This is a genomic window from Streptomyces sp. NPDC059255 (assembly GCF_042752355.1).
Classification (GTDB): Bacteria; Actinomycetota; Actinomycetes; order Streptomycetales; family Streptomycetaceae; genus Streptomyces.
On sequence record NZ_JBHYZP010000046.1, the window covers coordinates 22,718 to 49,569 of the forward strand.

The 26,852-nt window shown below is 71.9% G+C and carries 20 protein-coding genes; 17 read left to right on the plus strand and 3 right to left on the minus strand.

Annotation, left to right across the window (positions count from 1 at the left end; genetic code table 11):
• Positions 1-35: 35 nt before the first annotated feature.
• From gatC to ACFXKG_RS36295, 12 genes are all read left to right on the plus strand, one after another.
• On the plus strand, positions 36-332 hold the full coding sequence (gene gatC / locus ACFXKG_RS36240; RefSeq protein ID WP_010984178.1) for an Asp-tRNA(Asn)/Glu-tRNA(Gln) amidotransferase subunit GatC: 297 nt from the start codon (positions 36-38) through the stop codon (positions 330-332).
• Positions 333-338: 6 nt separating this feature from the next.
• Positions 339-1,847, plus strand: a complete 1,509-nt coding sequence (gene gatA / locus ACFXKG_RS36245) for an Asp-tRNA(Asn)/Glu-tRNA(Gln) amidotransferase subunit GatA (protein WP_384848250.1) — start codon at positions 339-341, stop codon at positions 1,845-1,847.
• 8 nt (positions 1,848-1,855) lie between these two features.
• Positions 1,856-2,086 (plus strand): hypothetical protein, encoded by a 231-nt coding sequence (locus tag ACFXKG_RS36250; protein ID WP_384848342.1) that lies wholly within the window; start codon positions 1,856-1,858, stop codon positions 2,084-2,086.
• A 385-nt stretch (positions 2,087-2,471) separates the two neighbouring features.
• Positions 2,472-4,001 (plus strand): Asp-tRNA(Asn)/Glu-tRNA(Gln) amidotransferase subunit GatB, encoded by a 1,530-nt coding sequence (gatB, locus tag ACFXKG_RS36255; protein WP_384848253.1) that lies wholly within the window; start codon positions 2,472-2,474, stop codon positions 3,999-4,001.
• A gap of 187 nt (positions 4,002-4,188) precedes the next feature.
• Positions 4,189-5,445 (plus strand): SLC13 family permease, encoded by a 1,257-nt coding sequence (locus ACFXKG_RS36260; protein ID WP_384848256.1) that lies wholly within the window; start codon positions 4,189-4,191, stop codon positions 5,443-5,445.
• Between the two features lie 5 nt (positions 5,446-5,450).
• Positions 5,451-5,948, plus strand: coding sequence for a universal stress protein (locus ACFXKG_RS36265; protein WP_384848259.1), 498 nt, complete (start codon positions 5,451-5,453; stop codon positions 5,946-5,948).
• 196 nt (positions 5,949-6,144) lie between these two features.
• Positions 6,145-8,307 carry a phosphocholine-specific phospholipase C gene (locus ACFXKG_RS36270; protein WP_384848345.1) on the plus strand — a complete coding sequence of 721 codons (2,163 nt, stop codon included), beginning with the start codon at positions 6,145-6,147 and terminating at the stop codon, positions 8,305-8,307.
• Between the two features lie 164 nt (positions 8,308-8,471).
• Complete coding sequence (locus ACFXKG_RS36275; RefSeq protein WP_384848262.1) at positions 8,472-10,694, plus strand: MMPL family transporter; 2,223 nt, start codon at positions 8,472-8,474, stop codon at positions 10,692-10,694.
• Between the two features lie 56 nt (positions 10,695-10,750).
• Positions 10,751-11,311 carry a GNAT family N-acetyltransferase gene (locus ACFXKG_RS36280; RefSeq protein ID WP_384848265.1) on the plus strand — a complete coding sequence of 187 codons (561 nt, stop codon included), beginning with the start codon at positions 10,751-10,753 and terminating at the stop codon, positions 11,309-11,311.
• 160 nt (positions 11,312-11,471) lie between these two features.
• On the plus strand, positions 11,472-12,125 hold the full coding sequence (locus tag ACFXKG_RS36285) for a hypothetical protein (RefSeq protein WP_384848268.1): 654 nt from the start codon (positions 11,472-11,474) through the stop codon (positions 12,123-12,125).
• Positions 12,126-12,348: 223 nt separating this feature from the next.
• The gene (locus ACFXKG_RS36290; protein ID WP_384848271.1) at positions 12,349-12,522 is read left to right on the plus strand and encodes a hypothetical protein; all 174 of its coding nucleotides are present in this window, start codon (positions 12,349-12,351) and stop codon (positions 12,520-12,522) included.
• A gap of 115 nt (positions 12,523-12,637) precedes the next feature.
• Positions 12,638-15,745 carry an AAA family ATPase gene (locus ACFXKG_RS36295; RefSeq protein WP_384848274.1) on the plus strand — a complete coding sequence of 1,036 codons (3,108 nt, stop codon included), beginning with the start codon at positions 12,638-12,640 and terminating at the stop codon, positions 15,743-15,745.
• 105 nt (positions 15,746-15,850) lie between these two features.
• Here ACFXKG_RS36295 and ACFXKG_RS36300 read toward each other — a convergent pair whose 3' ends face one another.
• From ACFXKG_RS36300 to ACFXKG_RS36310, 3 genes are all read right to left on the minus strand, one after another.
• Entirely contained in the window at positions 15,851-16,021 is a 171-nt protein-coding gene (locus ACFXKG_RS36300; protein WP_384848348.1) for a DUF6191 domain-containing protein, read from the minus strand.
• A 53-nt stretch (positions 16,022-16,074) separates the two neighbouring features.
• Positions 16,075-17,241 carry a PQQ-dependent sugar dehydrogenase gene (locus ACFXKG_RS36305; RefSeq protein WP_384848277.1) on the minus strand — a complete coding sequence of 389 codons (1,167 nt, stop codon included), beginning with the start codon at positions 17,239-17,241 and terminating at the stop codon, positions 16,075-16,077.
• Between the two features lie 202 nt (positions 17,242-17,443).
• On the minus strand, positions 17,444-18,460 hold the full coding sequence (locus ACFXKG_RS36310; protein ID WP_384848280.1) for an aldo/keto reductase: 1,017 nt from the start codon (positions 18,458-18,460) through the stop codon (positions 17,444-17,446).
• Positions 18,461-18,653: 193 nt separating this feature from the next.
• Between ACFXKG_RS36310 and ACFXKG_RS36315 the strand changes: the two genes are divergently transcribed.
• The 5 genes from ACFXKG_RS36315 (at position 18,654) to ilvC (ending at position 26,752) form a co-directional block, all read left to right on the plus strand.
• Positions 18,654-19,637 (plus strand): 2-hydroxyacid dehydrogenase, encoded by a 984-nt coding sequence (locus ACFXKG_RS36315; protein ID WP_384848283.1) that lies wholly within the window; start codon positions 18,654-18,656, stop codon positions 19,635-19,637.
• Positions 19,638-19,902: 265 nt separating this feature from the next.
• A complete protein-coding gene (locus ACFXKG_RS36320) occupies positions 19,903-22,887 on the plus strand; it encodes a putative bifunctional diguanylate cyclase/phosphodiesterase (RefSeq protein ID WP_384848286.1) in 2,985 nt (994 codons plus the stop codon).
• A 235-nt stretch (positions 22,888-23,122) separates the two neighbouring features.
• On the plus strand, positions 23,123-24,988 hold the full coding sequence (locus ACFXKG_RS36325; protein WP_384848289.1) for an acetolactate synthase large subunit: 1,866 nt from the start codon (positions 23,123-23,125) through the stop codon (positions 24,986-24,988).
• A 29-nt stretch (positions 24,989-25,017) separates the two neighbouring features.
• Positions 25,018-25,542 carry an acetolactate synthase small subunit gene (gene ilvN, locus ACFXKG_RS36330; RefSeq protein WP_329822124.1) on the plus strand — a complete coding sequence of 175 codons (525 nt, stop codon included), beginning with the start codon at positions 25,018-25,020 and terminating at the stop codon, positions 25,540-25,542.
• Complete coding sequence (gene ilvC / locus ACFXKG_RS36335) at positions 25,487-26,752, plus strand: ketol-acid reductoisomerase (protein ID WP_384848292.1); 1,266 nt, start codon at positions 25,487-25,489, stop codon at positions 26,750-26,752. Before ilvN ends, ilvC begins: the two co-directional genes overlap by 56 nt.
• The last annotated feature ends 100 nt before the right edge of the window (positions 26,753-26,852 follow it).

Sequence of the window (26,852 nt, forward strand, 5' to 3'; positions counted from 1 at the left end):
CACAACCCATCACACTCACCCCTGAGGATCGCTGCATGCCTGGCATCACGCGCGAGGAGGTCGCCCACCTCGCCCGGCTGGCGCGTCTGGAGCTGAAGGCCGAAGAGCTCGACCACTTCGCCGGACAGCTCGACGACATCATCGGCGCGGTCGCCCGCGTATCCGAGGTAGCCGACCAAGACGTACCGCCGACCTCCCACCCGCTGCCGCTGACGAACGTCATGCGCGCGGACGAGGTCCGCCCGTCGCTCACCCCCGAGCAGGCGCTTTCCGGCGCCCCTGCCCAGGAGCAGCAGCGTTTCAAGGTGCCGCAGATCCTGGGGGAGGACTAAACAGTCATGACCGACACCGTCAAGACGGACATCATCAAGCTCACCGCCGCCGAGATCGCCGCGAGGATCGCCTCCGGTGACCTCACGGCCGTCGAGGTCACCGAGGCGCATCTCGCGCGCATCGAGGCCGTCGACGAGAAGGTGCACGCCTTCCTGTACGTCGACCGTGAGGGCGCGCTCGCGCAGGCCCGCGCCGTGGACGCGAAGCGCGCGGCGGGCGAGAAGCTCGGCCCGCTGGCCGGCGTCCCGCTCGCGCTGAAGGACATCTTCACCACCGAGGGGATCCCGACCACCGTCGGTTCCAAGATCCTCGAAGGCTGGCTCCCGCCGTACGACGCGACGCTCACCAAGAAGCTCAAGGCCGCCGACATCGTCATCATCGGCAAGACCAACATGGACGAGTTCGCCATGGGGTCCTCCACGGAGAACAGCGCGTACGGCCCGACCGGCAACCCCTGGGACCTCACCAAGATCCCCGGGGGCTCCGGCGGCGGCTCGTCCGCCTCGCTCGCCTCGTACCAGGCGCCGCTGGCCATCGGCACGGACACCGGCGGCTCGATCCGCCAGCCCGCCGCCGTCACCGGCACCGTCGGCGTCAAGCCGACGTACGGCGCGGTCTCCCGCTACGGCATGGTCGCCTTCTCGTCCTCCCTCGACCAGGGCGGCCCGTGCGCCCGTACGGTGCTGGACACCGCGCTGCTGCACGAGGCCATCGCGGGCCACGACCCCCTCGACTCGACCTCCATCGACGCCCCGGTCCCGCCGGTCGTCGAGGCCGCCCGCAACGGCTCGGTGGCCGGGATGCGCGTCGGTGTCGTCCAGCAGTTCCGCGGCGAGGGGTACCAGGCCGGGGTCCTCCAGCGCTTCGACGAGTCGGTCGAGCTGCTGCGGGAGCTGGGCGCCGAGATCGTCGAGCTGGACTGCCCGTCCTTCGACCTCAGCCTCGCCGCGTACTACTTGATCGCACCGTCCGAGTGCTCCTCGAACCTCGCGCGCTTCGACGCCATGCGCTACGGATTGCGCGTCGGCGACGACGGCACGCGCTCCGCCGAGGACGTCACCGCCCTCACCCGCGAGGCGGGCTTCGGCGACGAGGTCAAGCGCCGCATCATCCTGGGGACGTACGCGCTCAGCTCCGGCTACTACGACGCGTACTACGGCTCCGCGCAGAAGGTCCGCACCCTCATCACCCGGGACTTCGAGAAGGCGTTCGAGCAGGTCGACGTGATCGTCTCCCCGACCTCGCCGACCACCGCCTTCGGTATCGGCGAGCGCACCGACGACCCGATGGCGATGTACCTCGCCGACCTGTGCACCATCCCCGTCAACATGGCGGGCAACGCGGCCATGTCGCTGCCCTGCGGTCTCGCGCCGGAGGACGGTCTGCCGGTCGGCCTCCAGATCATCGCCCCCGCCATGAAGGACGACCGGCTCTACAAGGTCGGTGCCGCCGTCGAGGCGGCCTTCGTGGAAAAGTGGGGGCACCCGTTGCTGGAGGAGGCACCGTCACTGTGAGCAGTGCAATGAGCAAGGCCAAGGGCTTCAAGAAGTCCAAGACCGGTACGTATCTGTCGATCGGCGGCAGTGTGTTCGGCGCGGTCAGCGCCGTGAAGCAGATCAAGTCGGCCCGCAAGGAGCAGGACACGCTCAAGCTGATCGACGCGACGGTCTCTGCGGTGGCCGTCGTGACGACCCTGGCGCTCCTGTTCCGCGAGCTGAAGCGCCTGGGCGACGACGACGTCCTGCTGGGCTGACCGGCCACCGGGGGACCCGCCTTCGAGGGCGGGCTCCCCGGCACCACGGCGTGCGCCGCCGCCCGCCGCTGGGGCGGCCACGGCACCGGCCGACCGGTGCGACGTACCCTTCGTACACCGGGACCGCCAGGAGATTCCGGACCCTCACGGGCTGCTGGAGGCGCTGTCCGCGCTGCCGAAGCGGGCGGTGGCGCCCGCGCCGCCGGGTGCCCCGGTGATGACCGCGTCGTGGGTGCTCACGGACCGGGCGGCGCCGGCCCGGGTACCGCCGGCCTGCCGGCGCACCCGCGTCCGCACCCCACCGGTGTGGATCCGACGAAGTGGATCTCTCCGTACTCGGAAAGCTGTCGTCCTACCGGCGCCGGCCGGCCGATACCGATGAAGCATGGATGAGGAAGAAGTACCTGTGACCGTCATTGAACTTGTGTCGTACGAGGACGCCCTCGCGGACTACGACCCCGTCATGGGCCTGGAGGTCCACGTCGAGCTCGGCACCAGGACCAAGATGTTCTGCGGTTGCTCGACCGAGCTGGGCGCCGCGCCCAACTCGCAGACCTGCCCGACCTGTCTGGGCATGCCGGGCTCGCTCCCGGTCGTCAACGCGATCGGCGTCGAGTCCGCCATCAAGATCGGCCTCGCCCTCAACTGCGAGATCGCCGAGTGGTGCCGCTTCGCCCGGAAGAACTACTTCTACCCGGACATGCCGAAGAACTTCCAGACCTCCCAGTACGACGAGCCGATCGCCTTCAACGGCCATCTGGACGTCCAGCTGGAGGACGGCGAGATCTTCCGCGTGGAGATCGAGCGCGCCCACATGGAGGAGGACACCGGCAAGTCGACGCACGTCGGCGGGGCCACGGGCCGGATCCACGGCGCGTCCCACTCCCTGCTCGACTACAACCGCGCCGGCATCCCGCTCATCGAGATCGTCACCAAGCCCATCGAGGGCGCCGGCGCGCGCGCCCCCGAGGTCGCCAAGGCGTACGTCGCCGAGCTGCGCGAGCTCATCAAGGCGCTCGGCGTCTCCGAGGCCCGCATGGAGATGGGCCAGATGCGGTGCGACGTCAACCTGTCCCTGCGCCCGAACGGCCGCGCGGAGTTCGGCACCCGCTCCGAGACCAAGAACGTCAACTCGCTGCGCAGCGTCGAGCGCGCCGCCCGCTTCGAGATCCAGCGCCACGCCGCGGTGCTGAACAGCGGCGGCACGATCCTCCAGGAGACCCGGCACTTCCACGAGGAGGACGGCTCCACCACCTCCGGCCGGATCAAGGACAACGCCGAGGACTACCGGTACTTCCCGGAGCCCGACCTCGTGCCCGTCGCCCCGGCGCGCGCCTGGGTGGAGGAGCTGCGCGCCGCGCTGCCCGAGCTGCCGCGCGTACGCCGCAACCGGCTCCGCGAGGATTGGGGCGTCACCGAGCACGACATGCAGTCGATCCTCAACGCGGGCGCGATCGAACCGATCGTCGCCACGATCGGCGCGGGCGCCCCGGCCGACCAGGCCCGCAAGTGGTGGATGGGCGAGCTGGCCCGTAACGCCAACGAGTCCGGCCGCGCGCTGGACGAGCTGCCCATCACCCCCGGGCAGGTCGCCCGCGTCGCCGCGCTCGTCGCGGCCGGCGACCTCAACGACAAGCTGGCCCGCCAGGTGATCGAGGGCGTGCTCGCGGGCGAGGGCGACCCGGACACCGTCGTCGAGAAGCGCGGGCTCAAGGTCGTCTCCGACGACAGCGCGCTCGGCGCCGCCGTGGACGAGGCGATCGCGGCCAACGCGGCCGTCGCCGACAAGATCCGCGCCGGCAAGGTCGCGGCCGCGGGCGCGCTGGTCGGCGCGGTCATGAAGGCCACGCGCGGCCAGGCCGACGCGGCGCGCGTACGCGAGCTGATCATTGAGCGGCTCGCCCCGAAGGAATAGACGACGAACGGGCAAGGAATAGACAGGCACCACCGGGAGAGGCCGCGCGTCGCGGGCTGAACCCGGCTCGCACACCACACGCCACTGGGGGCGGTGCACCGGCAACGGTGCGCCGCCCCCGCGGCTTCGCACCCCTCGGCTCCGGGCCCGTCCGAACCACCACGATCACGAGGCAGAGCAGATCCCAGTGAACACCGTCGCCGCCGAGATCGTCTCCGTCGCCCTCCTCCTCGCCGTCCTGGCGTTCGCCGTCGTCCGGCCGCGCGGGTGGCCCGAGGCCGTCGCCGCCGTGCCCGCGGCCCTGCTGGTCGTCGCCCTCGGCGCGGTCTCGCCGCAGGAGGCGTGGGAGCAGACACACACCCTGCTGCCCGTGGTCGTCTTCCTCGCCGCCGTGCTCGTCCTCTCCCAGCTCTGCGACGAGGAGGGACTGTTCACCGCCGCGGGCGATCTGGTGGCGCGCCTGTGCGGCGGCAGTCCGCGCAAGCTGCTCGGCGGGGTGTTCGCCGTCGCCGCCGCCATCACCGCCGTGCTCAGCCTGGACGCCACGGTCGTCCTGCTCACCCCGGTGGTCTTCGCGACCGCCGCGCGGGTCGGCGCCCGGCCCCGGCCGCATGTCTACGCCTGTACGCATCTGGCGAACTCCGCCTCGCTGCTGCTGCCGGTCTCCAACCTGACCAATCTGCTGGCGTTCACCGCGAGCGGGCTGTCCTTCACCCGGTTCGCCGCGCTGATGGCCCTGCCGTGGCTGGCGGCGATCGCCGTCGAGTACGTCGTCTTCCGCCGCTTCTTCGCCGCCGACCTGGCCGCGGGGGCGCACACCCCGAGGACGGACGAGCGGCGCGACGTCCCGGTCTTCACCCTCGTCGTGCTCGGACTGACGCTGGCCGGGTTCGCCGTCACCTCGTTCGCCGGGATCGAACCGCTGTGGGCGGCCGTCGCCGGTACGGCCGTACTCGCCGTCCGCGCCTTGCGGCAGCGGCGTACCACCCCCGCGAAGCTGGTCCGCGCCGCGTCCCCGCTGTTCTGCCTCTTCGTCCTCGCGCTCGGCGTCGTCGTCAAGGCGGTCGTCGACAACGGACTCGACACCGGGATCAGCCGGCTGCTGCCCGGCGGCTCCTCCCTGCTCTCGCTGCTGGCCATCGCCGCGATCGCCGCCGTACTGGCCAACGCGATCAACAACCTCCCGGCCATCCTGGCCCTGCTGCCGGTCCTCGCGCCGGCCGGCCCGGGGCCCGTGCTCGCCGCCCTGATCGGGGTCAATCTGGGGCCGAACCTGACCTATGTCGGGTCGCTCGCCACCCTGCTGTGGCGGCGCATCCTGCACGAGCACGACGCCGAACCCCGGCTCGGTCACTTCACCCGGCTCGGACTGCTGACCGTGCCTGCCACGCTGGCCGTCTCCACCGTGGCACTGTGGGGCACCCTGCGACTGATCGGAGGCTGACCGCTGTGCCGCACCCACCTGCCGCGACCGATCCGCCGGCGGACGCCGCGCGGCGGACCGCGCTCGTCTGGATCACCGAATCCACCTGGCCCGCCTGCGTCGACGCGGCCCGCGAGCGCGCCCCGCACGACGCCGTGGTGCTGCTCCACGTCAGCGACGACGAGGTCGCCGAGGCGGCCCACCGCGCCTACGCGGGACTCCTCGGCCGGGGCCACCGCCCGGACCGCGACCCCGGCGCGCGGCTCGAAGCCCTCTCCGGCACGGCCGCGGCCGATCTGCTGGAAGCCGCCGCACACCGGCTCGGCCGGCCCTGTGAGCTGCTGGAACACCACGGCCGGGTGGAGCACGAGGTGGTACGGGCGGCGGTCGGCGCGGATCTGCTGGTCTGCGCGCGCGACGGCGAACGCGACCATCCGGGACCGCACAGCCTCGGCCACGCGACCCGCTTCGTCGTCGACCACGCGACGTGCCCGGTCCTGCTGGTCTGGCCGTACGGGGAGTAGCGGCCCCGGGCCGTCGGCCCGGGGCAGTGGCCCGGTGGTCCGGCGCCGAGGCCCGTCGGGGCGGTTCGGGCGGCCGTCGGCAACGGCGCGGCGGGCGCCCCGGGGACGTTCACCTGGTGGACGCGCCCGGGTCTTCCCACTGCCATCCGCCCTCACTACCGTCCCGGACATGTCACCGGAGATGGAGCGCGGAACGATGTCGCGCAGAAGAGTACTCACCCTCGGCTCGGGCGCCCTCGGCGCGGCGGCCGCCGGGTCGGTGCTGCCGCCGTCCCTCCAGGCGGCGCTCGCCGCGGGACCCGCGCCCGGCGGGATGCGGGCGATCAAGCACGTGGTCGTGCTCATGCAGGAGAACCGGTCCTTCGACCACTACTTCGGCACCCTGCGCGGCGTACGGGGCTTCGGCGACCGCAACGCCGTCGAACTGCCCTCCGGGAACCCCGTGTTCGCCCAGCCGGGCCCGGAGTCCGGCACCGTACTGCCGTTCCCCGTACGGCAGGCCGCCGCGACGCAGCGCAAGGACCTCCAGTACATCGGCGCCCTCGACCACTCCTGGGAGGGCGGCGCCGAGGCTTGGAACGACGGCTGGATGGACCGCTGGGTCTCCGCCAAGACCGCCGCCACCATGGCCTACTACGACCGGCGCGACATCCCGCTGCACTACGAGCTGGCGGACACGTTCACCATCTGCGACGCGTACCACTCCTCCGTCCACACCTCCACGAGCCCCAACCGCAACCACCTCTGGAGCGGCTGGACCGGCTACGAGGCCGACGGGCGGCGCGCCGTCGGCAACGACGCGTACGACGAGGCGAGCCACCCCGGCTACCCGTGGCCGACCTACGCCGAGCGGCTGGAGAAGGCGGGCCGGAGCTGGCGCACGTACACGGAGTGGGAGAACTTCACCGACAACAACATCGAGTTCTTCACCACGTTCAAGGACATAGCCCGCAAGGCGCTCACCCGGGCCCGTGCCCTGCCCGGACAGCCCGGCGCCGCCGGCTTCACCTACATGGAGGCGTTCTACGCCGCCGTACGCGACGCCGACGCCGCCGGTGACACTGCCGGGCGCGCGCGGCTGCTCGCGGCCCTGGAGGAGGGCGTCGCCACGCTCACCGCCCGCGAGCGGTCGCTCTTCGAGCGCGGGCTGCGCCGGGTCGAGACCGGGACGCTCGCCGCGGCGTTCCGCGCCGACGTGGCGGCCGGGACACTCCCCGAGGTGTCGTACCTGGTGCCCTCCGCGGTCGACTCCGAACACCCCGGCTCCTCGTCGCCGGTCGCCAGCGCCTCCCTCGTCTACCAGGTGCTCGACGCACTCGGCGCGCATCCGGACGTGTGGCGGCAGACCGTCGTACTGATCAACTACGACGAGAACGACGGCTTCTTCGACCATGTGCCGCCGCCCGTGCCGCCCGTCGACGACCCCGACGAGCGCTGGCAGGGCCGCCCCACCGGGCTCGGCATACGGGTTCCGCTGCTGGTCGTCTCGCCCTGGACCGTGGGCGGCTACGTCTGTTCGCAGGTCTTCGACCACACCTCCGTCATCCGCTTCCTGGAGCGGTGGACGGGCGTCGAGGAGCCCAACATCACCCCCTGGCGGCGCGCCGTCGCCGGCGATCTGACCTCCGCGTTCGACTTCCGGCGGGGCCGCGTGCTGCCCGAGGTGGAACAGCCGGGCGCGATCCCGCCGTTCACCGGCCGCTGGCACCCGGTACCCCCGGCCGAACAGCGGATGCCCGTACAGGAGAAGGGCGCGCGCCCGGCCAGGCCGCTGCCGTACCAGCCGGACGCGCACGGGCGGGTGGCCGCGGACGGGCGGACGTTCACGGTCGCGCTGAGCAACACGGGCCCGGCCGGCGCCCACTTCGCGCTCTACCCGTACGCCGGTGAGTTCGCCGTCCCGCAGCACCGCGATGTAAGGGGCACGGCGCAATGGACGGTGCCCCTTACCGGCCGGAGCGGTACGGACCGCGACACCTACCGGTTCACGATCACGGGTCCGAACGGCTTCCGCCGGGAGTTCTCCGGTCCGGTCGCCGGTGACGGGGCCGAGGTCGCCTCGTCCGTCGACCACCACGACCGCGATGTGCACCTCACCCTGACCAACCGGGGGACGCGTCCGGTCACCTTCACCGTGCGGCCCCTCGGATACGTCGACGAGGCCGATCTGGACGGCTGGACGCGCCGGATCACGGTGAAGCCGGGGCGCAGCAGGCGCGTCGTGCACTCGGCGGCCGACGCGCACGGCTGGTACGACATCGAGGTCACCACCGAGGCCACCGCCGACGGCGCGGGCGCGCCGTTCCGCCGCCGGCTCATGGGGCACATCGAGAACGGGCGGGCGAGCGTCGCCGGGTAGCCGGGTGAGCCACCTACTGTGAGTAACCCCACCAAGTGGACAAAGGATCACTAAGGATCAATTCCGGCTGCGATAGTGGCTCTCCGTAGGTCACGCGTTCTCTGCGGGCTCCCCCCACGGGCCGTTCCCGGTAAAGAGGCACGAACCACTCAGGGAGCAGTCCGTTGGCAGCCCTCGCGCGATGGTGCGTCACCCACCGGCTTCTCGCCGTCCTTTTCTGGCTGCTCGCGCTCGGCGGTACCGCGGCCGCCGCGGGGGTGACGGGGGCCTCGTACTCCAACGACTACGAGGTCCCCGGCACCGAGTCCGGGCGGGCCACCCAGCTCCTGGGCACCGCCTTCCCGGGGCTCGGCGGCGACAGCGACACCATCGTCTGGCACACGGAACGCGGCTCCGTCCGCGACCCCGGCGTCGAACAGCGGACGGCGGAGATGCTCGGAGAGGTCGCCGGCCTGCCCGGCATATCCTCCGTCGTGAGCCCGTACACGGCCGAGGGCGCGGAGCAGATCAGCGCGGACGGCCGCACCGCCTACGCGCGGATCACCTTCGACCGGCAGGCCGACGACATCCCGCCGGCGCAGGCGCGCGCCCTGGTCGCCACCGCGACCTCCGTGGCGGAGACACCGCAGGCGGCACAGCGGGGCCTCACGGTCGAACTGGGCGGCAGCGCCGTGGCCCTCACCGAGACCACCACGACGCACACCGCCGAGATCGTCGGCGTCGCCGTGGCGGCCGTCGTGCTCTTCCTCGCCTTCGGCTCGCTCGCGGCGGGACTGCTCCCCATCGCGACCGCGCTCGTCTCCGTGGGCACCGCGTACGCGGGCATCGTGCTGCTCGGCCACGCGATGACGGTCGCCGACTTCGCGCCCATGCTCGGCCTGCTCATCGGGCTCGGCGTCGGCATCGACTACGCGCTGTTCATCGTCGTACGGCACCGCAAGGGCCTCCAGCGCGGACTGACCGTCCCCGAGGCCGCGGCGAACGCCGTCGCCACCACCGGCCGGGCCGTCGTCTTCGCCGGAGCCACCGTCTGCATCGCCCTGCTCGGCATGCTGATCCTGCGCCTGGGCTTCCTCAACGGGGTCGCGATCGCCGCCTCGCTGACGGTCGTCCTCACCGTCGCCGCCTCCGTGACCCTGCTGCCCGCCCTGCTCTCGTACACCGGCACGCGCGCGCTGAGCCGGCGCCAGCGCGCCCGGCTCGCCGCCCACGGCCCGCTGCCGGAACTCCCCACCGGGTTCGCGGTCCGCTGGTCCCACTTCGTCGAACGCCACCCCAAGCTGCTGGGCGCCGTCGCGACCGTGGTGATGCTGGTCCTCGCGCTGCCCACCTTCGCGCTCCACCTCGGCACCTCCGACCAGGGCAACAACCCCGCCACGGCCACCACCCGCAAGGCGTACGACCGGCTCGCCGAGGGGTTCGGTCCCGGCGTCAACGGGCCGCTGACACTGGTCGCGCGTGTGGACAGCGCCGCGGACCGGCTCGCCATGGACCAGCTCCCCGACGCGCTCCGTTCCACCGCGGGAGTCGCCTCGGTGGGGCCGGTCGTCTTCAACAGCGGCGGCGACGCCGCGCTGCTCACCGTCGTCCCCGAGTCGTCCCCGCAGTCGCACCGCACCAGTGAGCTGGTCGACCGGCTCCGTACGGACGTCCTGCCCGCCGCGGCGACGGGCACGTCCCTGGCGGTGTACGTCGGCGGCGTCACCGCGAGCTACGACGACTTCGCCGACATCATCATCGGCAAACTCCCCCTTTTCGTCGGTGTGGTCATCGCACTGGGCTGTCTGCTCCTCCTGCTGGCGTTCCGCTCCGTGGGCATCCCCCTCAAGGCCGCGCTGATGAACGTCGCCGCCGTCGCCTCGTCCTTCGGAGTCGTCGTCGCGATCTTCCAGTGGGGATGGGGGAGCGAACTGCTGGGGCTCGGCAGCGCGGGCCCCATCGAGCCCTTCCTGCCGGTGATCATGGTCTCGGTGCTCTTCGGACTCTCCATGGACTACCAGGTCTTCCTGGTCAGCCGGATGTACGAGGAGTGGCTGGAGACCGGCGACAACGCGCGCGCCGTGCGCGTGGGGCTCTCCGAGACCGGCCGCGTGATCAACTCGGCGGCGGTGATCATGATCTCGGTCTTCCTCGCCTTCGTGCTGAGCGGCGACCGCGTCATCGCCATGTTCGGCATCGCCCTGGCCACGGCGGTCGCGCTGGACGCCTTCGTGCTCCGGACCCTCCTGGTCCCCGCCCTGATGCATCTGCTCGGCGGCGCCAACTGGTGGCTGCCGCGCACACTGGACCGCTGGCTCCCCCGCATCAGTATCGAGGCGCCGGAACGCCGCGAACATGCGAAGATCCCCGTGCCGCGAGAGAGCGAGAACACGCCGCTCGTCCGGTGAACCACACCACAGGAGCCGCACAGGGGCGCGCGCACCGACCGCACAGGGGGATCATCATGTTCGCCGTACCACTGGGGGACGGGGCCGAACTGCGCCCCCTGGAGAGCTGGCAGGCCGAGGAATTCCTGGCCCACATGGACCGCGCCAGAGACCTGGTCGACGAGCACATCCAGCTCGCCCGGGCCGTCACCGACCTGGAGTCCGCGCGGGCGCTGCTCACCTCGTACGCGCAGAAGCAGGCGGCCGACACCGGACGCCTCTACGGGATCTGGCTCGGCCGCACGCTCGTCGGCGGCGTGCTCTTCCGGGTCTTCGACGCGGGCACGGGGAACTGCGAGGTCGGCTGCTGGCTGGAGCCCGCGGCGACGGGGCGCGGTCTGGTCACGCGCGCGGCCCGGGTCCTGATCGACTGGGCGGTCGGGGAGCGCGGGATGGAACGCGTCGAGTGGCTCGTCTCGTCGGAGAACGAGGCCAGTATCCGGGTCGCCCGGCGGCTGGGGATGACCCGGGACGGGGTGCTGCGGCGGAACTACCCGTACCGGGGCGTACGGCACGACACGGAGGTCTGGTCGGTCCTCGCCCCCGAGTGGCGCGCACGGCCCCGTACGCCGCGCTGAGCCCGCCCGGCGACCGGCCGGGGTGAGTGGCCTGCCACCGTGCCCTACCGGTCTGCCCGAGCAGCGTGTCCGATCGAGAGATGATCACGATCGGGTGCGCTCAGGAGTGAATTTGCGCGTTCTCAGGAAGTTCTCATACCCGGCCCCTAGCGTGCGACGTATGAAGTCCACCCCCGAGACCCAGAACCCCGAGCCGGAGACGGCCGAGGCCCCCACGACCAAGGCGGCCGAGGCACAGGCCGACCTGAAGCCGGCCGCCACCACCGGTGCCGCGGACGCCGCCGACCCGGCGGAGCAGCCCAAGACGGACCTGAAGAAGAGCGACACCACCACGGACGGCGCCACCACGGCCGACGCCCCGGCCGCCGCCGCTGACGCCGACGAGGCCGACGAGAACGACGACGACCTGGACCTCCTCGACGAGGCCCCCGCCGCCACGTCCGGTCTCGGCGCCGCCGCCGCGGCCGTCGTCGCCGTCTGCCTGGGCATCGTCGCCCTCACCGGCACCTGGACCAGCAGGGTCCTCGCGGAGCGCCAGGGCCTCGTAGGTCAGCTCAAGACCGGCCAGTCCGCCACCGCCGAGCAGCAGATCTCCGCGATCTACGGCGACGCCTGGCACGTCACGGCCGCCGTCAACGGGGGAGTGGCCCTGGTGGCCCTGCTCCTCGGCGTGATCGTGCTGACGCTGCGCCAGCGCGACGGCTGGGTACGGCCCTTCGCGCTCGCCGGAGCCGTGCTCGGCTTCCTGGGGCTGCTCATGTCCATCGCCATGTACTTCGACCTGTTCGCGGCCCTGCCGACCACCGGCGCCTGAGCCGCCGTTCCCTCCTCTCCCCACGACTGTCCGCCCCTTCACGGTCTAAGGTCTCCGCGGCCCCGCCGCCAGGGCCTTAGGCCGTAGGTATGTCCCGCCCTGGTTTCTAAGGCCCCGGGGCCCGTCAAGATGCGGCACTCTCCCGATGCGGCCCCGCCCCCTGGGAGACGAAGGTAGAGGCATCACCAGATGCCCGACCGCCTTCGTTCCAGGGAGCCCCGGAATGTTCGAGTACGAACTCCAGAAGATCCACGCCGCCGAGCTGATCCGCAGGGCCGAGCACCAGCGGCTCGTCCGGGAGGCGGGCACGGCCCGCCGCTGGGCCCGGCGAACCGCCAGGAACGCCCCTGAGGGGCCGGTGAAACAGCGCCGTGGCCGGTTCGCCCGGGCCGCCTGAGCCCGGCCCCGGCACGCCTCGCGGGCGAGCCCCCGGGCCCGGCACGCCTCACGGGCAGTGCCCCGGCCCCGCCGTCCGCCGAATAACAAGTGCCGCGTTGTCAGAGGGCTGTGCGATGCTCGGCGATGTGGAGACCAGGTCGCTCAGCCCGGTGTTCGTCGGCAGGTCGGCCGAGTTCACCGCGCTCACGTCAGCGCTCGCCCGCGCCACCGCGGGCGAGCCCCAAGCCGTGCTCGTCGGCGGTGAGGCGGGCGTCGGCAAGACCCGCCTCGTCGAAGAGCTGCACCGGGCGGCCTGCGACGACAAGGCCGTCGTCGCGATCGGCGGATGCGTCGAGATCGGCGCGGACGGACTGCCGTTCGCGCCCTTCTCCACCGCCCTGCGCTCCCTGCGCCGCCGACTCCCCGACGAGCTGCTGGCCGCGGCCGAGGGCCAGCAGGACGAGCTGGCCAGGATCCTGCCCGAGCTCGGCCACTCCAGCCGGGACGCGCAGGGCGAGGACGGCACCGCCCGGCTCTTCGAGCTCACCGCGCGGCTGCTGGAGCGGCTGGCCGCCGACCGTACGATCGTGCTCATCCTGGAGGATCTGCACTGGGCGGACGCCTCCACCCGCCATCTCCTCGCCTATCTCTTCCGCTCCCTGCGCCGCGGCCGGCTCGTCGTCATCGGCACCTACCGGTCCGACGACCTGCACCGCCGCCATCCGCTCCGCCCGCTCCTCGCCGAGCTGGACCGGCTGCGCTCGGTCCGCCGTATCGAACTGCCCCGCTTCAACCGCGCCGAGGTGCGCAGCCAGCTCACCGGCATCCTCGCCGCCGAGCCGGGCCCGGACCTGCTGGAGCAGATCTTCGAACGCTCCGACGGGAACGCGTTCTTCGTGGAGGAGCTGGCCTGCTCCATCGGGACGGGCTGCGGCACCGGCCTCAGCGACTCCCTGCGCGATCTGCTGCTCGTCCGGGTCGAGACACTGCCCGAGGACGCCCAGCGGGTCGCCAGGATCGTCGCCGAGGGCGGCACCACCGTCGAGTACCGGCTGCTGCTGGCCGTCGCCGGGCTCGCCGAGGACGAGCTGATCGAGGCGCTGCGGGCCGCCGTCGGGGCCAGCATCCTGCTGCCGACGCCGGACGGGGACGGATACCGCTTCCGTCACTCCCTCGTCCGCGAGGCCGTCAGCGACGACCTGCTGCCCGGCGAGCGCTCCCGGCTCAACCGGAGATACGCCGGGGTGCTGGAGGCCGACCCCTCGCTCGTCCGCGCCGACGAGCGCACCACGCGCCTCGCGAGCCACTGGTACCACGCACACGACCCGGCGAAGGCGCTGCCCGCCGTCCTCCTCGCCTCGGTGGAGGCCCGCGAGCGGTTCGCGCACTCCGAGCAACTGCGCCTGCTGGAACGGGCCATGGAGCTGTGGGACGACGCCCCCCGGGCGGTACGGGCCACGCTGCGCCCGCCGGACGACATAGAGGTCTACCCGCCCTGCGGAGGAGCCTCCGAGTCGTCGCCCCTGCGCTATCTCGACCTGATGGCCGAGGCGACGGTCGCCGCGCGCTCCAGCGGCGAACGCGAACGCGCCCTGGCCATAGCCAAGAAGGCCATGCGCCTCCTGGAGGGCGAGTCGGAGGGGAAGGACCCGCTGCGCGCCGCCTGGTTCTGGATCCAGCGCTCCCGGCTCGTCCAGGACCTCACCCGCGGCGACGGCTGGCGCGAACTGGCCAACGCCCAGGAGCTGGTGCGCGGACTCCAGCCCTCCGCCGTGCACGCGGAGGTCCTCGCCAATGTCGCCTCCTGGGGAGCCCTGCACCGGCCGGGACCCGAGAGCCTGGCCGCCGCCGACCGGGCCGTCGAGTACGCCCGGCTGGTCGGTGCGGAACGCACCGAACTGCACGCCCGGCTCACCCGGGGCTGGCTCACCGCCGACGCCGGCGGCATCGAGGAGGGCATCGCCGAGATGTACGCGGCCCGCGACCGGGCCGCCGAGCTGGGCTCCGTCGCCATCCAGGGCCGCGCGGCCAACAACCTCCCCTCCACCCTGGAGAGCATGGGACGCTCGGAGGAGGCGGTGAAGACCGCCCAGGAGGGCGTCGCCTTCAGCCACCAGCGCGGACTCACCGACACGGAGGCATGGGTCCGCACGAACCTGGCCCAGTCCCTCTTCTCACTGGGCCGCTGGCCGGAGGCGGACACGGTCCTCGACGAGACCATGGAGCTGGCGCGCTCCAACAAGGCGCGCGCCCTGCTCGCCGAACGCCGAGCGGAACTGGCCCTGGTGAGGGGAGACTTCGACGAGGCGGAGCGCCAGGTGGAGCTGAACCGCGGCTTCCTGGGCACCCATGACCTCCAGCCCCAGCACATCATCACCCCGGCCCGGCTGAAAATGGTCGCCCTGGCCCGCCGCGGCGCGCTGGCCGAGGCGCGCGCCGAGTTCGAGCGGATGGCCACGGGCGGCTTCCCGCTCGGCACCCACCGGTACGCACTGCCGCTGCTCTGTACGGCGGCGGCGATCGAGGCCGACGCCCGGGGGCTGCCCGGGGCCGAGGCGGGCCGCGCGCAGGTGCTGACGACGGTCCGCACCCACGCCAAGCGGCTCCCGACGCTGGTGCCCGTCTGGGCGGCGTACGAGCTCATGCTGGAGGCCGAACTGGCGCGCGCGGAAGGCGGAGAAGGGCCCCAGCGGTGGGCGCGCGCGGTGGCGGCCCTCCACGACCTCGACCGCCCCTACGAGCTGGCGCTCGCCCGGCTGCGCTGGGCGGCGGCCCTGCTCGACTCGGGTTGCGACCGTGCGGAGGCGGCGGCGGTGCTCGACCTGGCGCACGCCGCGGCCGGGCGCCTCGGAGCGCGCCCGCTGGCCGAGGAGATGACGCTCCTCGCCACCCGGGCCAGGATCACTCTCGGAGCCGGTCCCGCGACCGGGGCGGGGCGCCGCCCGGGCGGCGCGTCGGAGCGGCTCCGGACACGGCGCGGCGGCGACGGGAGCGGGGGCGGGGGCCTGGACACGGCGGTCGACCCGGTCCGCGAACTCGGGCTCACCCGGCGGGAACAGGATGTGCTGCGGCTGGTCTCGGCGGGCCACAGCAACCGCAGGATCGCCGAGGAGCTGTACATCTCCCCGAAGACGGCCAGCGTCCACGTCTCCAACATCCTGGCCAAACTGGGGGTTTCGGGCCGTACGGAAGCCGCCGCGATCGCCCACCGGCTGCGCCTCTTCCCCGAGACACCGGTCTGAGGAACCCCCGGGACGCCGGTCCGAGAGACTCCCCGGGACGCCGGTCCGAGAGACACCGGTCCGAGAGACAGCGGTTCGAAAAGAGCCTCCGCCCCCTGAAGGGCGCTATTCCGCGTCCGGTGGCGCGTCCGCCACTCTTATCGTGACCTTTCCGGAGGCCAGGTCTATCGGTCCTCTGCCCGGGTCGTTGTCGTTGACGTCCACCCGGCTCAGTTCCAGCCGCTTCTGCTCCTCATGCGTGTGTTTGCGGCCCGGGGCGAAGAACTCCTCGATCATGTTGAACACAGAAAGCCCACCCTCCTGAAACGCACTGGTCGCACCTCGCGGCGTTACGAAACCTCCAGCAGAAGGATCCGGTCGTCCCCGGAGCGCGGTGTGCCCCGGTTGTCGGTCTCGCTGGTCACCAGCCACACCCGGTTCCCGCCGGCGGCCACCACCGTACGCAGACGGCCGTACTCCTCTTCCAGGAACGACTGGGGGTCGGCCGAGGATTCCCGGCCCGCCAGAGGAATCCGCCAGAGCCGCTCGCCGCGCAGCCCCGCCATCCAGATCGAGCCCTCCGCGTAGGCGATACCGCTGGGTGACGCCTCACTCGTCGCCCACTGCTCCACCGGGTCGACGTAACCCGCCTTCCCTGCCTTACCCTCGGCGGTCGGCCAGCCGTAGTTCTTTCCCGGCTCGATCAGATTCAGCTCGTCCCAGGTGTTCTGCCCGAATTCCGCGGCCCACAGCCGCTTCTCGGAATCCCAGGCCAGGCCCTGCACATTGCGGTGCCCGAGTGAATAGACCAGCGAATCCGGCTCCGGATTACCGTGCACCGGTTGGCCGTCCGGAGTCATCCGCAGAATCTTTCCGGCCAGCGATTCCCGGTCCTGGGCGAGCCCGGTGTCCCCGGTCTCGCCGGTGCCCGCGTAGAGCATCTTGTCCGGTCCGAAGGCGATCCGGCCGCCGTTGTGGATGGTGCCCTTGGGAATGCCCCGCAGCACGGTGTCGGGGGCGCCCAACTGCTGCCCCGCGGGCTTTTTCGTGTCGTGGAACATCCGCGCGATGCGATTGTCCCCCGCGGTGGTGAAGTAGACGTAGATCAATTGGTCCGACGCGTACGTGGGGGAGACAGCGATCCCCAGCAGACCGCCCTCCCCGGCCGGGGCTACCCCCGGCACCGAACCCATCACGGTCTTCCCGCCCGTCTCGGCGTCGACCCGGGTGATGGTCCCCTCGTCTCGCGAGGAGACCAGCAGGTCGCCGTCCGGCAGCGCCGCGAGCCCCCAGGGCGACGCGAGCCCCTCGGCGACCGTCGACACCACCTTCACCGAGCCCTTCGCGGGGGCGGCGGACGGCGTGGCCGCCGCCTCCCGCGACGCCGACGCCGAAGCCGCCGTCCCCGAGGAGGGGGTCCGCTCGAACGCCGGGCCCACCCCCTCGTCGGAGGAGCACCCCGTCACCAGGAGAAGGGCGGCGGCGGCTCCCACGGCCGTCCCTGCTGAACGCTTCACGGTCCCGGTCCCTTCGACGGCTGCGGCTCTACCTGTTCTTACACCGCGAGTACCCGCGAAGGTTCCCCAACCCGTGGACCAATGTCGCCTATCCGGATCCCCCCAAGGGGCCCGCGCGAGGTCCCGTCCCCCCGCTCGGCCGCAGCTCCGTCCCGGCTCCGTGCCGTGGTCAGCTCCGGCCGGCCGGCGTGGGGGCGGCCCGTCACTCCCAGGACGCCCGCACCGGCGGCAGCGCCGCTATCTCGGCCACGTCCCGCTCCGTCAGCGCCAGTTCCGCCGCCCGCGCGTTCTCCACCGCCCACGGCTCCCGCTTCGTCCCCGGCACCGGCACCACATGCCGCCCCCGCCCCAGCACCCACGCCAGCGCCACCTGCGCGGGTGTCGCCCCGTACCGCCGGGCCACCCGCCGCAGCCCCACCACCAATGGCTGGTTCGCGGCCATCATCTCCGCCGTGAACCGCGGATGCCGGGCCCGTACGTCGTCCGGCTCGAACCCCTGCCCCGGGGTGAGCGTGCCCGTCAGGAAACCGTTGCCGAGCGGCATCGCCGCCAGGAAGCCGATGCCGCGCGCCTCGCACCACGGCAGCAGCCGCTCCAGCGCCTCCGGCGACCACACCGACAGCTCCGCCTCCACCGCGCTCACCGGGAACACCTGCTGCACGCGCTCCAACTGCCGGATCGTCGCCGCGTGCAGATCCTCGCCGGGCCCGCGGCGCGCCGTCCGCGCCCCCGCCCCGGCCGCCCGCGCGCCCACCGCGCACAGCCCCAGCGCCCGTACCTTCCCCGCGCCCACCAGCTCGGCCATCGCCCCCCACGTCTCCTCGACGGGTATCTCGGGATCGGCGCGGTGCAGCTGGTAGAGATCGATCACATCGGTCTGGAGCCGCCGCAGCGAGGCGTCGCAGGCCCGCCGCACATACTTCGGGTGACCGTTGGCGACGATGTGCTGATCGCCCACGAGCAGCCCGCACTTGGTGGAGACGAAGGCCTCCGCGCGCCGCCGCCCCAGCACCCGTCCCAGCAGCAGCTCATTGGTGAACGGGCCGTACATGTCGGCGGTGTCGAGCAGGGTCGTACCGGCGTCCAGCGCCGCGTGCACCGTGCGCAGCGAGCGGTATCCGTACTGCTGGGAGGTGGTGTAGGCCCAGTGCATCGGCATGCAGCCGAGCCCGACCGCGCCCACTTCGAGCGCCGCCGCACCGATTGTCCTGCGCTCCAACGCCGTACCCCTCCCTCGTGCCGCCCTCAAACTAACCTCATCCACCTGCGGATCCCGCCTTCGGGACCTGCCGGCGACCCGCCGGATGATCTTCCCTCGGACCTTCGGCGGAGTCACCGCGGGACCCGGTGACGGACGCGCCGCCGTACCGGGCGCCGGGCCCGCGTGCCGGGCGTCGCATAGCCTCCTGACCATGACTCCTGACGTATGGCTACCGATTCCGGCCGCTGAGATCGAAGGACTGCCCGAGGGACCGCGGTACGTCCAGTGGGACGGGGAGGACGAGTTCCCCGCCGACCCCGCCGACTGCGCCTTCTACGTCGTGCCGTACATGCGGCCCCCGGAGACCGTCATACGGCCGCTCGCCGCCATGACGTCCGTACGCGTCGTCCAGACGCTCTCCGCCGGCACCGACAACGTGGCGCCCGCGCTCGGCGTGCTGCCCGCCGGAGTCAGACTCTGCAACGCCAAGGGTGTCCACGAGGCCAGTACGGCCGAACTCGCCCTCACCCTCACGCTCGCCTCCCTGCGCGGCGTTCCGGGCTACGTACGGGGCCAGGACCGCGAGGAGTGGCGCGCCGGCTTCCGCCCGGCGCTCGCCGACCGGTCCGTCCTGATCGTCGGTTACGGCTCGATCGGCGCCGCCATCGAGGACCGGCTCACTCCGTTCGAGTGCGCGCGGGTGGCGCGCGTCGCGCGCTCCGCACGCACCACGGAGCGCGGGCGGGTGCACGCGTTCACCGAACTGCCCGCGCTGCTGCCCGAGGCCGATGTGGTGATTCTCTCCACACCGCTCACCGAGGGGACGAAGGGCCTGGTGGGAGCGGAGTTCCTGGCCCGGATGAAGGACGGCGCCCTGCTGGTGAACGTCGCGCGCGGTGCCGTCGTCGACACCAAGGCGCTCCTCGCGGAGCTGGAGAGTGGCCGGATCGAAGCCGCCCTCGATGTGACAGATCCGGAACCGCTGCCCGCGGGACATCCGCTCTGGCATGCTCCGGGTGTCCTCATCAGCCCCCACGTCGGCGGACCCACCTCGGCCTTCCTGCCGCGCGCCAAGCGCCTGCTGGTCGGCCAGCTCACCCGGTTCGCCGCCGGGGACGAACTGCGGAACGTCGTCCTCACGACCGAAGGGCCGACCGGATCGACGGAAGGACCGACCGGATCATCCGCCGCCTGACCACCCGCCGTCGGCCTCGCCGCCCGCCTCATCGCCCGCCCCGCCGTCCGGGGCGCGCCGTCGCGCGAGCGGCTCGCAGCCACGCTCCGCACCCGCCCGGACACCCTCGATACCGACAACTCCGCTGGTCGTCACGGAGAGTAGAAGAACTATGGCCCTGAGTGACGAGTCTGGTGTATCGTCCCGATCTGGGGGTTGCGCCGCGCGTGGGGCGGCGCAGCGGAGTGATCGAAATCCGAGGGGGGCGACGGGCGATGTACGGCCAATGGACGAACGATCCGACGCGGCAGGGGCGTCGGCGGCGACCTCCGGACACCCCGGCGCGCGACCCGCGCCCGTCGGCGGTGCCGGTGACGGAGACGTCTTCAGGAGCGGTCCGGTGAGCGCCGAGGGCGTGTTCGTGCGCGGGCGCCAGATCTCCGGCGGGGGGACGGGGCTGGTCGCCCAGCTCTTCCTCGCGCTGATCTGCGGCGGATACGCGACCGGTGCGGCGGTGGGCTGGGGATCGGAGAAACTCGCCCTGTTCATGGGCGACTTCGGACTGAGCCTCGCCGCCCTGATCGCGGCGGTCTCCTGCTTCTTCTACGCACGCGGCCACACCAGCCGCTTCCGGCCCGCGTGGCTGCTCTTCTCCTTCTCCTCCGCGATGGCCTCGGCGGGCAACGCGGTCTGGGGGTGGTACGAGGTCATCCTCGAAGAGCCCGTCCCCAGCCGCAGCCTCGCCGATCTCTTCTTCCTCTGCTTCGCGCCACCCGCCATCGTCGGCCTGCTCGTCCTCGCCAAACGGCCGGTCAGCAGGGCCGGCTGGGTCTGCCTCGCGCTGGACGCCTGGCTGATCGGCGGCTCGCTGCTCACGCTCTCCTGGAGCCTCGCCCTCGCCCGGACCGCGCAGTTCCAGGGCGAGAGCGTCACCCAGGCGGCGCTCTCCCTCGCCTACCCGCTGCTGGACATCGTCCTCGTCAGCATGGTGCTGGCCCTGCACTTCCGTAAGGCCGCGGGCAGCCGCTCCGCGGTCAACACCGCGATCGCCGCGCTCGCCCTGACGGTGCTGTGCGACGCCCTGTTCACCTCGCCGCTGCTGCGCGAGACCTACCGCTCGGGCCAGCTCCTGGACGCGGGCTGGTTCGCCGGGTCGCTGCTTCTCGCGTACGCGCCCTGGGGCGTCCGGCGCGTCCCGGAGGCCCCGGCCCCGTCCCGGGAGGACCGCCAGGCCCGGACGGCCGCGCCGATCGCGGGCTCCCTTGCCGCGCTCACGCCGTATCTCGCCGCGGCCGTCTGCACGCTGGGGATCCTGTACAACGTCACCGAGGGCCGCAAGGTCGACCGGGTGGTGGTCCTCACCGGTTGCACGGTCGTGCTCGCCCTGGTCGTGCGGCAGGGCATCATGCTCGTCGACAACATCGCCCTCACCCATGAGCTGGCGCACAAGGAGAGCCACTTCCGCTCCCTGGTCCAGGGGTCCAGCGACGTCATCATGATCGCCGCACCGTCCGGGATACTCCGCTACGTCAGCCCCGCCGCCACCGGCGTCTACGGGCGCGAGGCCGAGGATCTCGTCGGCGCCGAACTCGCCTCGATCATCCACCCCGACGACCTCGGCCGGGTCGTCCACGAAGTGCGCCGCTTCCTGGCCGCCCCGCCCGCCGACGAGCCCACGACCCGCATCGAGTGCCGCTTCCGCTCCGGGGCCGGCGACTGGCTCAACGTGGAGTCCACGGTCAACCGCCACCAGGGCGGGCTGATCTTCAACAGCCGGGACGTCACCGAACGGGTCCGCCTCCAGGCGCAACTCCAGCACAACGCCGAACACGACCCGCTCACCGATCTGCCCAACCGGGCGCTCTTCACGCAGCGGGTCAGGCAGGCCCTCTCCGGCCGCCGTACGACCGATCCCGGCACGGCGGTGCTCTTCATCGACCTCGACGGTTTCAAGGGCGTCAACGACCGCCTGGGGCATCAGGTGGGGGACGAACTCCTGATCCTCGCCGCCCACCGGCTCCAGGACTCCGTCCGGGCGGGCGACACCGCGGCCCGGCTCGGCGGTGACGAGTTCGCCGCCATCGTCCTCGGCGACGGCTCCGGCGACCAGGCGGCCCGGGAGTACCAGGTCCACGAGATCGCCGACCGGCTGCGCCTCCGGCTCTCCCAGCCGTACAAGATCGACGGCAACGACGTCCGGGTCGCCGCCTCCATCGGCGTCGCCTTCGCCGAGCCCGGCATAACCCCCACCGACCTCATGCGCAACGCGGACCTCGCCATGTACCGCGCCAAGGCGGGCGGCAAGAACCGCGTCGAGATGTACGCGCCCCAGATGCAGGCCGACGTGGTCCGCAGGACCGAGCTGGCGGCCAGACTCCGCACCGCGCTGCACGACGGCGAGTTCGCCCTGGTCCACCAGCCCGTGGTGCATCTCACCTCGGGCCGGGTCTCCGCCGTCGCCGCCCAGGCCCGCTGGCGCTCCGCCCAGGGCATCCTCTTCACCCCGGCCGAGTTCCTGCGCGGCGCCGACGACGGCGACCGCACCTCGGAGCTGGGCCGCTGGCTCCTCGAAGAGGCCGTCAAGCAGGCCGCCGAGCGTTCCGACATGGGGTACTCCGCGCCCGTCTCCGTACGGATCCCGGCCCGCAGGCTCCTCGACAAGTCCCTGCCGCTCGGCACCGTGGAAGCCCTCCTGATGCGCCACGGGCTGCCCTCAGGGGCCCTGATGATCGAGCTGTCCGACCACGACCCGCGGGCCTCCCTGGACGATCTGGAGCACCGCCTCGTCGCGCTGCGCCGCCTCGGAGTGCGGATCGCGCTCGACGGCTTCGGCAGCGGCTACGCGGCGATAAACGCCCTGCGCCGCCTCCCCGTCGACGTGCTGAAACTCGACCGCGGCCTGGTCGAGGGCGTCGTGGAGTCCGGCCGGCTGCACAAGATCACCGCGGGGCTGCTGAGGATCGCCTGCGATCTGGGCCTGCAGTCCGTCGCCGAGGGGGTCGACCTCCCCGAGCAGGTGACCGTCCTGCGCGCCATGGGGTGTACCCACGGCCAGGGCATGGCCTTCTCCGGACCGCTCGACGAGTACCGGCTGCGCCGGGCCCTGGTGGCCGGTTCGTACCCCATGCCGGGCACCAACGCGCTGCCCGTCCTTGCCGGCACCGGCGGCCCGGGCTCCGTACGCCACTCCCGTCAGCCGGTCTCCGACCGGATTCCTCAGCCGTCGATCGGTCTCCGACCGGATTCCCCCGCCGTCGATCCGCTCAAATAATGAGACGCCCGTCCCACCCACTTGACAGCCGGGGCGCGCCGGAGGGAGGGTCATTTCCATGCGCACCCGAATTCTCGTACTTGGACAGCGCGTCGGCTGACGCAGAGCCCCCTTCCCGCTCTGCAGACCGCACCCGACGCGCTCCCCTCGCTTGCCTCACGGCACGAGGGGTTTTTTGTTGCACCGGCGCACCACAAAACTCGCAAAAACCCTCAGCTTCGAGAAGAGAATGCCGATGACCGAGCAGGCCACCGGGGCCCACCATCCGCAGCCGCGGGCCCGTAACGGCGGACCGTCCTCCGCCTCAGTCGAGCACGTCACGGGCGCGCAGTCGCTCATCCGCTCTCTTGAAGAGGTGGGCGCCGAGGTCGTATTCGGTATCCCCGGCGGCGCCATCCTCCCGGCGTACGACCCGATGATGGACTCCACCCGCGTCCGGCACGTCCTCGTCCGCCACGAGCAGGGCGCGGGCCACGCCGCGACCGGCTACGCGCAGGCCACCGGCAAGGTCGGCGTCTGCATGGCCACCTCCGGCCCCGGCGCCACCAACCTGGTCACCCCGATCGCCGACGCGCACATGGACTCCGTGCCGCTCGTCGCGATCACCGGCCAGGTCGCGAGCAAGGCCATCGGGACGGACGCCTTCCAGGAGGCGGACATCTGCGGCATCACGATGCCGATCACCAAGCACAACTTCCTCGTCACCAAGGCCGAGGACATCCCGCGGACCATCGCGGAGGCGTTCCACATCGCCTCCACGGGCCGGCCGGGACCGGTCCTCGTCGACATCGCCAAGGACGCCCTCCAGGCCCGTACGTCCTTCTCCTGGCCGCCCACCCAGGACCTGCCCGGCTACCGCCCCGTGACCAAGCCGCACGCGAAGCAGATCCGCGAGGCCGCCCGGCTGATCACCCAGGCCGAGCGTCCCGTCCTGTATGTCGGCGGCGGCGTCATCAAGGCCGGCGCCACCGCCGAGCTGAAGGTCCTCGCCGAGCTGACCGGCGCCCCCGTCACCACCACCCTGATGGCGCTGGGCTCCTTCCCCGACAGCCACCCGCTGCACGTCGGGATGCCGGGCATGCACGGTTCGGTCACCGCCGTCACCGCGCTCCAGAAGGCCGACCTGATCGTCGCCCTCGGCGCCCGCTTCGACGACCGCGTCACCGGCAAACTGGACAGCTTCGCGCCGTACGCCAAGATCGTCCACGCGGACATCGACCCCGCCGAGATCGGCAAGAACCGGATCGCGGACGTGCCGATCGTCGGGGACGCCCGCGAGGTCCTCGCCGACCTCGTCCAGGCCGTCCAGGCGGAGCACACCGAAGGCCATGTCGGTGAGGCCGCCGGGACGGGATACGCGGCATGGTGGCGCGATCTCAACCGGTGGCGCGAGACCTACCCCCTCGGCTACGAGCAGCCCGGAGGCGGCGCCCTCTCGCCGCAGCAGGTCATCCAGCGCGTCGGGCAGCTGGCCCCCGAGGACACGATCTTCGTCGCGGGCGTCGGCCAGCACCAGATGTGGGCCGCGCAATTCATCGAGTACGAGAAGCCCGCCACCTGGCTGAACTCCGGCGGCGCCGGGACCATGGGGTACGCCGTCCCGGCGGCCATGGGCGCCAAGGCCGGGCAGCCGGACCGTACCGTCTGGGCGATCGACGGCGACGGCTGCTTCCAGATGACCAACCAGGAACTCACCACCTGCGCGCTCAACAACATCCCGATCAAGGTCGCGATCATCAACAACGGGGCGCTCGGGATGGTCCGCCAGTGGCAGGCCCTCTTCTACAACCAGCGCTACTCCAACACCGTCCTGCACGCCGGTGAGGGCGGCACGGACGGCCCCGGCGGCGGTACCCGCGTCCCGGACTTCGTCAAGCTGTCCGAGGCCATGGGCTGTGTCGCCCTGCGCTGCGAGTCCCCGGACGATCTCGACGCGGTCATCGCCAAGGCCAACGCCATCAACGACCGCCCCGTCGTGGTCGACTTCATCGTCCACGAGGACGCCCAGGTGTGGCCGATGGTCCCCGCCGGCACGTCGAACGACGAGGTCCTGGCCGCCCGGGGCATCCGCCCCGACTTCGGCGACAGCGCCGACGACTGAGCCGCGAGAACGAGAGAAGAGACCGACACATGACCAGGCACACGCTCTCCGTTCTGGTGGAGAACACCCCCGGTATCCTCGCCCGGATCGCCGCGCTGTTCTCCCGCCGCGGTTTCAACATCGACTCGCTCGCCGTCGGTGTCACGGAACACCCCGACATCTCCCGCATCACCATCGTGGTCAATGTCGAGGAACTGCCCCTGGAGCAGGTGACGAAGCAGCTCAACAAGCTGGTGAACGTCCTGAAGATCGTCGAACTCGAGCCCGGCGCTGCGATCCAGCGCGAGCTCGTCCTGGTGAAGGTCCGCGCCGACAACGAGACCCGCTCCCAGATCGTCGAGATCGTCCAGCTCTTCCGCGCCAAGACCGTCGACGTGTCACCCGACGCCGTCACGATCGAGGCCACCGGATCGAGTGACAAGCTCGACGCCATGCTCAAGATGCTGGAGCAGTTCGGCGTCAAGGAGCTGGTGCAGTCCGGGACGATCGCCATAGGGCGTGGCGCGCGGTCCATCACGGACCGCAGCCTGCGGGCCCTGGACCGCAGCGCCTGAGCCTGCGGGCCCTGGACCGCAGCGCCAGGGCTTTTCGTCCGGGCCTTCCACGCCCCGAGGGTCCGCCCTTCGGCACGGGAGGTCCCGGACAGGACCCCGACCGGTCCGGTTCGCATGCCGAGACCGGGAGACCGGCTTCGCCCCGCCGCCGTACGGTGGGACGCAAGCTTCGACATTTCACAGAAGTGCACACCAAGGAGAAGACCCAGTGGCCGAGCTGTTCTACGACGACGATGCCGACCTGTCCATCATCCAGAACCGCAAGGTCGCGGTCATCGGTTACGGCAGCCAGGGCCACGCCCACGCGCTGTCGCTCCGTGACTCGGGTGTCGATGTCCGGGTCGGCCTGCACGAGGGCTCCAAGTCCAAGGCCAAGGCCGAGGAGCAGGGCCTGCGTGTGGTGACGCCCGCCGAGGCCGCCGCCGAGGCCGACGTCATCATGATCCTGGTGCCGGACCCGATCCAGGGCCAGGTGTACGAGGAGTCCATCAAGGACCACCTGAAGGACGGCGACGCGCTGTTCTTCGGCCACGGCCTCAACATCCGCTACGGCTTCATCAAGCCGCCGGCCAATGTCGATGTCGCGATGGTCGCCCCCAAGGGCCCGGGCCACCTGGTCCGCCGCCAGTACGAGGAGGGCCGCGGCGTTCCCTGCATCGCCGCCGTCGAGCAGGACTTCTCCGGCGCGGCGTTCGCGCTGGCCCTGTCGTACGCGAAGGGCATCGGCGGCACCCGCGCCGGCGTCATCAAGACGACCTTCACCGAGGAGACCGAGACCGACCTGTTCGGTGAGCAGGCCGTGCTCTGCGGCGGCACCGCCGCGCTGGTCAAGGCGGGCTTCGAGACGCTGACCGAGGCCGGCTACCAGCCGGAGATCGCGTACTTCGAGTGCCTCCACGAGCTGAAGCTGATCGTGGACCTCATGTACGAGGGCGGCCTGGAGAAGATGCGCTGGTCGGTCTCCGAGACCGCCGAGTGGGGCGACTACGTCAGCGGCCCGCGCGTCATCACCGACCAGACCAAGGTCGAGATGAAGAAGATCCTGGCCGAGATCCAGGACGGTACGTTCGCCAAGAACTGGATGGACGAGTACCACGGCGGTCTGAAGAAGTACAACGAGTACAAGAAGGCCGACAGCGACAGCCTGCTGGCCACGACCGGCGCCGAGCTCCGCAAGCTCATGAGCTGGGTCGACGACGAGGACGCGTAACACCGTGCGCGGGCGGCCCCGGGGCGGCTCCTGATCTCCGGCACGACCGGGGGACAAGGGGCCGGACCGGGGCCGCCCGCGCACCGGCGACGCACGGACG

Coding starts and splice junctions, on each gene's coding strand:
- gatC (WP_010984178.1), top strand. CDS start 36: ATGCCTGGCATCACGCGCGAGGAGGTCGCCCACCTCGCCCGGCTGGCG.
- gatA (WP_384848250.1), top strand. CDS start 339: ATGACCGACACCGTCAAGACGGACATCATCAAGCTCACCGCCGCCGAG.
- ACFXKG_RS36250 (WP_384848342.1), top strand. CDS start 1,856: ATGAGCAAGGCCAAGGGCTTCAAGAAGTCCAAGACCGGTACGTATCTG.
- gatB (WP_384848253.1), top strand. CDS start 2,472: ATGGATGAGGAAGAAGTACCTGTGACCGTCATTGAACTTGTGTCGTAC.
- ACFXKG_RS36270 (WP_384848345.1), top strand. CDS start 6,145: ATGTCGCGCAGAAGAGTACTCACCCTCGGCTCGGGCGCCCTCGGCGCG.
- ACFXKG_RS36280 (WP_384848265.1), top strand. CDS start 10,751: ATGTTCGCCGTACCACTGGGGGACGGGGCCGAACTGCGCCCCCTGGAG.
- ACFXKG_RS36285 (WP_384848268.1), top strand. CDS start 11,472: ATGAAGTCCACCCCCGAGACCCAGAACCCCGAGCCGGAGACGGCCGAG.
- ACFXKG_RS36290 (WP_384848271.1), top strand. CDS start 12,349: ATGTTCGAGTACGAACTCCAGAAGATCCACGCCGCCGAGCTGATCCGC.
- ACFXKG_RS36295 (WP_384848274.1), top strand. CDS start 12,638: ATGCTCGGCGATGTGGAGACCAGGTCGCTCAGCCCGGTGTTCGTCGGC.
- ACFXKG_RS36300 (WP_384848348.1), bottom strand. CDS start 16,021: ATGATCGAGGAGTTCTTCGCCCCGGGCCGCAAACACACGCATGAGGAG.
- ACFXKG_RS36315 (WP_384848283.1), top strand. CDS start 18,654: ATGACTCCTGACGTATGGCTACCGATTCCGGCCGCTGAGATCGAAGGA.
- ACFXKG_RS36320 (WP_384848286.1), top strand. CDS start 19,903: ATGGACGAACGATCCGACGCGGCAGGGGCGTCGGCGGCGACCTCCGGA.
- ACFXKG_RS36325 (WP_384848289.1), top strand. CDS start 23,123: ATGACCGAGCAGGCCACCGGGGCCCACCATCCGCAGCCGCGGGCCCGT.
- ilvN (WP_329822124.1), top strand. CDS start 25,018: ATGACCAGGCACACGCTCTCCGTTCTGGTGGAGAACACCCCCGGTATC.